Source organism: Streptomyces sp. NPDC058240, from assembly GCF_042882135.1.
GTDB lineage: Bacteria > Actinomycetota > Actinomycetes > Streptomycetales > Streptomycetaceae > Streptomyces.
In genome coordinates this window covers 1-7,830 of sequence record NZ_JBHVWT010000102.1, presented here as the reverse complement: position 1 = coordinate 7,830, position 7,830 = coordinate 1, and the positions used below count along the sequence as shown (strand labels likewise).

Here is a 7,830-nt window from a genome sequence, read left to right as displayed (position 1 = left end):
GTCCTGGGTGACGCCGGTCCAGCCGCGGCCGTAGAAGCCGATGCCGAGCAGCAGCTTGGCGGCGGGGACGCCCTGGGCCTTCAGCTTGGCGATGGTGGCCTCGCTGTTGAAGCCGTCCTTCGGGATGCCGTCGTAGGAGGTGAGCGGGGAGTGCGGGGCGGTCGGCCCCTTCGCGTCCCAGGCGCCGAAGTAGTCGTACGTCATCGGGTTGTACCAGTCGACGTACTTCGCCGCGCCGCCGTAGTCGACCGCGTCGAGCTTGCCGCCGTCGGAGGCGTCGGCGGAGATCGCCGAGGTGACCAGGTTGCTCGTCCCGAACTTGGTGCGCAGCGCCGCCAGCAGGTTGCCGTAGGCCTCGCGCCCGCTGGTGTCGCAGGTCAGACCGCAGGCGTTGGGGTACTCCCAGTCGATGTCGATGCCGTCGAAGACATCGGCCCAACGCGGGTCCTCCACCAGGTTGTAGCAGGACTCGGCGAACGCGGCCGGGTTCTTCGCCGCCTCGCCGAAGCCGCCGGACCAGGTCCAGCCGCCGAACGACCAGATGACCTTCAGGTCCGGGTGCAGCTTCTTCAGCTTGCGCAACTGGTTGAAGTTGCCGCGCAGATCCTGGTCCCAGGTGTCCGCCACACCGTCGACGGACTGGTCGGCCGTGTACGCCTTCTCGTAGTCGGCGTACGAGTCGCCGATCGCGCACTTGCCGCCGGTGACGTTGCCGAAGGCGTAGTTGATGTGCGTGAGTTTGTCGGCCGAGCCGGAGGTCTCGATGTTCCTGACATGGTAATTACGCTGGTAGACACCCCAGTTGGTGAAGTATCCGACCACCTTGTCGCCGGCCGCTGTGGGGGCGGAGTCGGCGGACGCGGGGGCCGCTGCCCGCGTGGTGGTGGAGGTCGCGCCGGCCGACGCGGTGCCCGCGACACCCAGCAGGGCGGCGCCGAGGGCGGCGGTACAGGCGGCTGCGGCGAGCGCCCGGAAGCGGGCGCGGGGACGATGCGGTCCGAACATCTTGTCTCCTCGTGGGGGAGGGAACTTGCTTGTGGGGGCAGGCAGTCGGCCATCGCGTGCACTTGGCATGAACGCGCAAAGACCGTTCTGGTTGGAACCGTAGATGGACTAGACCAGTCGGGTCAATGGTTCGGACCAATCCCACTGATCGTTCCGTCCGGTGCCGAGTCGCCCGGTCACCCCGTGACGGATATCGTCCGATCGGGCATACTCAAGCCGCCACAGCCGCTGGCCGGCAGCTCTCGTAATCCGACGAGGCCGGCGTCGGCTGGGCAGCAGTGCTTTTCCGGGTCGCGCCCGGAAGCCCCCGGCGGCGCCGCCCACACCCCGCGCGCGCGACCGTCGCAACGCCCGACAGGGAGGAGAGCGCCGTCATGACCGACCGTGCCCCGCAATTGGTGGAACGCCGTCTGCCCACCGAGGAGTCCAGGCAACTCGTCGCGCTCGTCCGCGACATCGCCCAGCGAGAGATCGCGCCCCGGGCGGCGGAGGAGGAGGAAGCGGGCCGGTTCCCGCGCGAAGTCTTCACCCTGCTCTCCGACTCCGGACTGCTGGGACTGCCCTACGACTCCGCGTACGGCGGCGGCGACCAGCCGTACGAGGTCTACCTCCAGGCCCTCGAAGAGCTCGCGGCCGCCCGGCTCACCGTCGGCCTCGGTGTCAGCGTCCATTCCCTCGCCTGTCACGCGGTCGCCGGATACGGCACCAAGGAGCAGCGGACCGAACACCTCCCGGCGATGCTGGGAGGGGGTCTGCTGGGCGCCTACTGCCTCTCCGAGCCCGCCGCGGGCTCCGATGCCGCCTCGCTCCGTACGAAGGCCGTACGGGACGGCGACGACTGGGTCATCACCGGCACCAAGGCGTGGATCACCCACGGCGGCATCGCGGACTTCTACACGGTCCTGGCCCGCACCGGCGCCGAGGGCGCCCGCGGGATCACCGCGTTCCTGGTCCCCGGCGACGCCGAGGGGCTCGACGCGGCCGTCCCCGAGAAGAAGATGGGCATGAAGGGCTCGCCCACCGCCCAGCTGAACTTCGACGGCGTACGGGTCTCCGACGCGCGCCGGATCGGCGAGGAGGGCCAGGGCTTCGCCATCGCCCTGTCCGCACTCGACTCCGGGCGGCTCGGCATCGCCGCCTGCGCGATCGGCGTCGCCCAGGCCGCCCTGAGCGAGGCCGTCGGCTACGCCACCGGGCGGGAGCAGTTCGGCCGCCCCATCGCGGACTTCCAGGGGCTGCGCTTCATGCTCGCCGACATGGCCACCCAGATCGAGGCGGGCCGGGCGCTCTACCTGGAGGCGGCCCGGCTCCGCGACGAGGGCAAGCCCTTCTCGCGCCAGGCGGCCATGGCCAAGCTGTTCTGCACGGACACGGCCATGCGGGTCACCGTCGACGCCGTCCAGGTGCTCGGCGGATACGGCTACACCCTCGACTTCCCCGTCGAGCGGCTGATGCGCGAGGCCAAGGTGCTGCAGATCGTCGAGGGCACCAATCAGATCCAGCGGATGGTCATCGCACGCCACCTCGCGGGTCCTGAGACGCGCTGACCCGCAGCGGCCGGTCCGACCACACGGGCGTCGCCATGATCCGGTTCCACTCCTGGTCATGGCGGCCCGGCAGGGTCCGGTCCGCGCTCTCCCAACGACGCAGCAGGGCCCGGTAGATGGGCGGATCGGTGGAGTGCGGCGCCGGTCGCGGAGCCGACCGCGGGGGCACGGGCCGGGGCACCGGCTGCGAACCGGGCTGCGGAACCGATTCTTCGGCGGTGGGAGCGGCGAGGCGGCGGCGGCCGGGACCGGCCGTTGATTGCAGCAGGGTCATGCCCGGCCAACGGCGCGGGGCGGGCCCTGGTCACTGTCCGGCCGAATAGAGAGCCCGTTCGCCCCGTCCCCGGGCGGCGGGCGGTCCTCACCACGGGCACCACGCCGGTCGGGCCGTCGTGGTGCGGCGCAGAGGTGCCGGGCGGGCCCGGAAACGTGTCCGGGCCGGTCCCGCGCGGACGCGGGGGCTGCCGTCAGGCGGCGTCGCGCCGCATCCGCGGCACCTGCAGCGGGCGTGAGCCGGGGCCGCCGGCGTGCGAGAACGGCTGCATTCTCCAGTCGAGTCCCTGAGGGAGCGTCAACAGCAGGCCCGTTTCCTGCTCCTGGGCGTCGAGCGAATCGTCGGCGGGCCGCGACTGCGACGCCGCGCGGCCCGTACCGGCGCAGACGGTCAGCACGAACGGATTCCACGGCGTCGGGCACAGCGCGTGCTCCGGCAGTACGTCCTCGTCCGCCAGCAGCGCGATCGGCTGCGCGCAGTCCGGGCAGATCACCCGGTACATCTCGAAGGTGTCGTACGCGTCGGGAGCGGTGTTCTCGACGGGAGCGGCGTCCTCGACGGGTTCCGGTTCGATACGTCCGGTGAGCTTCAGGCTCTGCATGGGAAATTCCCCCCTCAGGTGGGCCGACCAGGCGACACGGCCTCGACCACAGCAAGCACTTCCCGTCGCGCATCCGCCGTAACCGCGAGGTGGTCGGCTACCCACCCGTAAACCTGTGGCATTCGTCACATGCCCGCCGCAGGTGCCCCTTCCGGAGCCCCTGCCGCTGTGCCTGGAGGGACCCGGGGCAATAGGTTGATCCGTATGGAGGAGCTGGACCGACAGATCGTGGAGTTGCTCGTCAAGGACGGGCGGATGAGCTACACCGACCTGGGCAAGGCCACGGGCCTGTCCACATCGGCCGTTCATCAGCGTGTCCGCAGGCTGGAGCAGCGCGGGGTGATCCGGGGCTACGCCGCGGTCGTCGACCCCGAGGCCGTCGGCCTGCCGCTCACCGCGTTCATCTCGGTGAAACCCTTCGACCCGAGCGCGCCGGACGACATCGCCGAGCGGCTCGCGGACGTCCCGGAGCTGGAGGCGTGTCACAGCGTCGCGGGTGACGAGAACTACATCCTCAAGGTGCGCGTCGCCACGCCGCTGGAGCTGGAGCACCTGCTCACCCGGATCCGCTCGCTCGCCGGTGTCTCCACCCGGACCACGGTCGTCCTGTCCACGCCGTACGAGGCCCGGCCGCCGAGGATCTGAGGGGGTCGCGGACCTCGCGGGTCCGGGCAGGCGCGAGACTGGTCCCATGACCGAGAGCACCGCCCCCCAGAGCGAACACCGCACCGTGCTGCTGCGCGGTGGAGACGTCCACAGCCCCGCCGACCCCTTCGCCACCGCCATGGTGGTCGAACGCGGCCATGTCGCCTGGGTGGGCTCCGAAGGGGCCGCCGACGCCTTCGCGAGCGGCGTCGACGAGGTGATCGACCTCGACGGTGCGCTGGTCACCCCCGCGTTCACCGACGCCCACGTCCACACCACATCGACCGGCCTGGCCCTCACCGGCCTCGACCTGTCCGGCGCCCGGACCCTCGACGAGGCGCTCGGCCTGCTGCGCGCGTACGTGGCCGCGCACCCCGCGGACCGGGTCGTCCTCGGCCACGGCTGGGACGCCACGCGCTGGCCGGAGCGTCGCCACCCGTCGCGCGGCGAACTCGACGCGGCGGCCGGCGGACGACCGGTCTACCTGCCCCGCATCGATGTGCACTCCGCGGTCGTCACCACCGCCCTGCTCGACCTGGTCCCGGGCGTCACCGGGCTGACCGGCTACCACCCCGACGCCCCGCTGACCGGCGCCGCCCACCACGCGGTCCGCTCCGCGGCCCACGGCGCCGTGTCGCCGCGGCAGCGTGCCGACGCCCAGCGCGCCGCCCTGCGGCACGCCGCGTCGCTCGGCATCGGCACCGTCCACGAGTGCGGCGGCCCCGACATCTCCGACGAGGAGGACTTCGCGGCACTGCTGAAGCTCGCCGCCGCGGAGAGCGGACCGCGGGTCTTCGGCTACTGGGCCGAGCAGGTCGCCGACGAGAAGGATGCCCGCCGAATCAGGGAGCTCGGCGCCGTCGGAGCGGCCGGAGACCTCTTCGTGGACGGCTCGCTCGGCTCGCACACCGCCTGCCTGCACGAGCCGTACGCCGACGGTCCGGCCGGACGCACGGGCACCGCCCATCTGGACGCGGCGCAGATCGCCGCGCACGTCACCGCGTGCACCGAGGCGGGGCTCCAGGCCGGCTTCCACGCCATCGGGGACGCGGCGGTCTCCGCCGTGGTGGACGGGGTCCGGGCCGCCGCCGAGATGCTCGGCCTGCCCCGGATCCGGGGTGCCCGGCACCGTGTCGAGCATGCCGAGATGCTCACCCCCGAGACCGTCGCCGCGTTCGCGGAGCTGGGTCTGACCGCCTCCGTCCAGCCCGCCTTCGACGCGGCCTGGGGCGGCGAGGAGGGCATGTACGCGCAGCGGCTCGGCGTCGAGCGGGCCAGGACCCTCAACCCGTACGCGGCGCTCCTGCGGGCCGGTGTGCCCCTGGCCTTCGGCTCCGACAGCCCGGTGACCCCGCTCGACCCGTGGGGCACCGTACGGGCCGCCGCCTTCCATCGCACGTCCGAGCACCGGATCTCCGTACGGGCGGGCTTCACCGCCCATACCCGGGGCGGCTGGCGGGCCGTCGGCCGCGACGACGCGGGGACCCTGGTGCCCGGCGCCCCGGCCGACTACGCGGTCTGGCGCACCGCTGACCTGGTGGTCCAGGCCCCGGACGACCGGGTCGCCCGCTGGTCGACCGACCCCCGGTCGGGAACGCCCGGCCTGCCCGATCTCACCCCGGGTGCCGAACTGCCGGTCTGCCTGAGGACCGTGGTCTTCGGACAAACGGTCTATGCGCGGCCGAACGAGTGACGTCCGGACATTTCGTATCGTCACTGATTGTGGTCCCCGTTCCGCCGCGACCTGCGGATCTTCGCTACTGACCAGGCAAGTTTCGTAAATATTGCAGGTCAGACGGCTATTGACAGAACGCGCCCACCGGCCGGTAGGTTCGGCCGAGTCCACCACAGGACGTCCGACCGGTAAACCTCCACGCAGTCGTCGAACGCCGCTGGGTCATGGGGCGGTGTGCCGCACCGGCGCACCACCACTGACAGCCAGGTTCAGCGCCCGCGCCTCGGGGGCGAGGGAAGGTTTCATCCGGACGGCGGTGCGACCCGGGTGGGGCCCGGACGTTCAGTAGACAACGGCTCTAGGTCGACCCGCAGCCAGCGGGTCCCAGGTCGGCCCGAAGGGCGCTGGGCCCCCATCCGTAGTTCCCGTCCGCGCGCGCGTACCCGTGCTTCTGTCCGTACTTCCGTCCATCTGTCCCCGGCGATGCCCGGCCCCGTCCGACCACGTCGGCGAGGGGCCACCGCCCGCTGGATATGGTGTGCACCTGCGTACGGACTTAAGGGGCAGTAAGTGAACGACGGCGGTCAGCGGCGGTACGGCCCGCTCGGCAGAATCCTGGTGATCATTCCGACCTACAACGAGGCCGAGAACATCAAGCCGATCGTCAGCCGGGTGCGCGCCGCTGTGCCGGACGCCGACATCCTGGTCGCCGACGACAACAGCCCGGACGGCACCGGCAAGGTCGCCGACGAGATCGCCGCCGGGGACAGCCAGGTCCAGGTGCTGCACCGCAAGGGCAAGGAAGGGCTGGGCGCGGCCTATCTCGCGGGCTTCCGCTGGGGCTCCGAGCACGGCTACGGCGTGCTCGTGGAGATGGACGCCGACGGCTCCCACCAGCCCGAGGAACTGCCCAGGCTGCTCACCGCGCTCAAGGGCGCCGACCTGGTGCTCGGCTCCCGCTGGGTGCCGGGCGGGCGCGTGGTCAACTGGCCCAAGTCCCGCGAAATGATCTCCCGCGGCGGCAGCACGTACTCCCGGCTCCTCCTCGGGCTGCGGACCAGGGACGTCACAGGCGGCTACCGGGCCTTCCGCGCCGAGACCCTGGACGGCATCGGCCTCGACCAGGTCGCCTCGCAGGGCTACTGCTTCCAGGTCGACCTGGCCCGCCGGGCCGTCGAAGCCGGCTATCACGTCGTCGAGGTGCCGATCACCTTCGTCGACCGGGAGATCGGTGACTCGAAGATGAGCCGCGACATCCTGGTCGAGGCGCTCTGGCGGGTCACTTCCTGGGGTGTCACCTCCCGTACGAACCGGGCCCTGGGCCGCAAGGCGATCTGATCCGCCGCGCCCGCCGCCACCGGCGGCGGGCATCGGGTCCGCCGCCCATGATCACCCCCTTGTGCCGTTCGGACGCCCGTACGGGCACACTGGGGACCATGACGACCGGCACACCGCCCCCGACCGCCCCCAGGCGCTCTCGCGCCCGTACCTTCGTCCCCCTCGCCGTCGCCGCCTGGGCGGTGCTGGAGATCTGGCTGCTCACCGTCGTGGCCGACGTGGCGGGCGGGTTCACCGTGCTGCTGCTCCTGGTGGCGGGCATCGTGCTCGGCGCCGCGGTGATGAAGCGGGCCGGCCGCCGGGCCTTCCGCAACCTCACGCAGACGCTCCAGCAGATGCCGGGGCAGCCCGGGGCCGCCGCCGCCCCACCGGCCGCAGGCTCGGGCGGCAAGGGCAACGGCTTCCTGATGCTCGGCGGGCTGCTGCTGATGATCCCCGGGATCGTTTCGGACGTGGCGGGGCTCCTGCTGCTGGTGCCGCCGGTCCGTTCGTGGCTCGGCCGGTACGCGGAGCGGTCGCTGGAGCGCCGGATGCGTGCCGAGAGCCCCGGCAGCCTCTCCGACGCCTTCCAGCAGGCCCGCATTCACCGGCCGGACGGAAAGGTCGTCCAGGGTGAGGTCATCCGCGAGGACGGCGCACAGCCGGGCGCAAGTGCAAGGCGTGCGGCGCCATGGCACTCCTGGTGGACGGGGATGGCCCCGAGGAGAAGAAGGGCAAGCCTGCGCGCACGCACTGGGACATGCTC

The 7,830-nt window shown here is 72.0% G+C and carries 6 protein-coding genes and 2 pseudogenes; 6 read left to right on the top strand and 2 right to left on the bottom strand.

Translation table 11 applies throughout. The features are described from left to right. A partial coding sequence (locus tag ACFVX4_RS41090; protein WP_389988329.1) for a glycoside hydrolase family 18 protein occupies positions 1 to 1,005 on the bottom strand: 1,005 nt, incomplete at its 3' end. 374 nt (positions 1,006 to 1,379) lie between these two features. On the opposite strand from ACFVX4_RS41090, the gene ACFVX4_RS41085 reads away from it, so the two are divergent. Then, complete coding sequence (locus tag ACFVX4_RS41085; protein WP_389988326.1) at positions 1,380 to 2,552, top strand: acyl-CoA dehydrogenase family protein; 1,173 nt, start codon at positions 1,380 to 1,382, stop codon at positions 2,550 to 2,552. A gap of 467 nt (positions 2,553 to 3,019) precedes the next feature. Here the strand turns inward: ACFVX4_RS41085 and ACFVX4_RS41080 are convergent, their stop codons facing one another. Then, entirely contained in the window at positions 3,020 to 3,427 is a 408-nt protein-coding gene (locus tag ACFVX4_RS41080) for a hypothetical protein (RefSeq protein WP_389988323.1), read from the bottom strand. A gap of 204 nt (positions 3,428 to 3,631) precedes the next feature. Here ACFVX4_RS41080 and ACFVX4_RS41075 point away from each other — a divergent pair, with 204 nt between their 5' ends. From ACFVX4_RS41075 to ACFVX4_RS41055, 5 genes and pseudogenes are all read left to right on the top strand, one after another. Next, the gene (locus tag ACFVX4_RS41075; protein ID WP_072489340.1) at positions 3,632 to 4,072 is read left to right on the top strand and encodes an Lrp/AsnC family transcriptional regulator; all 441 of its coding nucleotides are present in this window, start codon (positions 3,632 to 3,634) and stop codon (positions 4,070 to 4,072) included. Positions 4,073 to 4,118: 46 nt separating this feature from the next. Then, the gene (locus tag ACFVX4_RS41070; protein WP_389988320.1) at positions 4,119 to 5,765 is read left to right on the top strand and encodes an amidohydrolase; all 1,647 of its coding nucleotides are present in this window, start codon (positions 4,119 to 4,121) and stop codon (positions 5,763 to 5,765) included. A 552-nt stretch (positions 5,766 to 6,317) separates the two neighbouring features. Then, positions 6,318 to 7,085 (top strand): polyprenol monophosphomannose synthase, encoded by a 768-nt coding sequence (locus ACFVX4_RS41065; protein ID WP_389988317.1) that lies wholly within the window; start codon positions 6,318 to 6,320, stop codon positions 7,083 to 7,085. A 98-nt stretch (positions 7,086 to 7,183) separates the two neighbouring features. Beyond that, positions 7,184 to 7,720: pseudogene (fxsA, locus tag ACFVX4_RS41060) on the top strand (FxsA family membrane protein); the annotation flags it as partial. Positions 7,721 to 7,734: 14 nt separating this feature from the next. Beyond that, positions 7,735 to 7,830, top strand: a pseudogene (locus ACFVX4_RS41055) (RNA polymerase-binding protein RbpA); the annotation flags it as partial.

What these genes read in the sequence shown, in the direction of transcription:
- ACFVX4_RS41070 (WP_389988320.1), top strand. Translation starts at nt 4,119, where the DNA reads ATGACCGAGAGCACCGCCCCCCAGAGCGAACACCGCACCGTGCTGCTG.
- ACFVX4_RS41075 (WP_072489340.1), top strand. Translation starts at nt 3,632, where the DNA reads ATGGAGGAGCTGGACCGACAGATCGTGGAGTTGCTCGTCAAGGACGGG.
- ACFVX4_RS41080 (WP_389988323.1), bottom strand. Translation starts at nt 3,427, where the DNA reads ATGCAGAGCCTGAAGCTCACCGGACGTATCGAACCGGAACCCGTCGAG.
- ACFVX4_RS41085 (WP_389988326.1), top strand. Translation starts at nt 1,380, where the DNA reads ATGACCGACCGTGCCCCGCAATTGGTGGAACGCCGTCTGCCCACCGAG.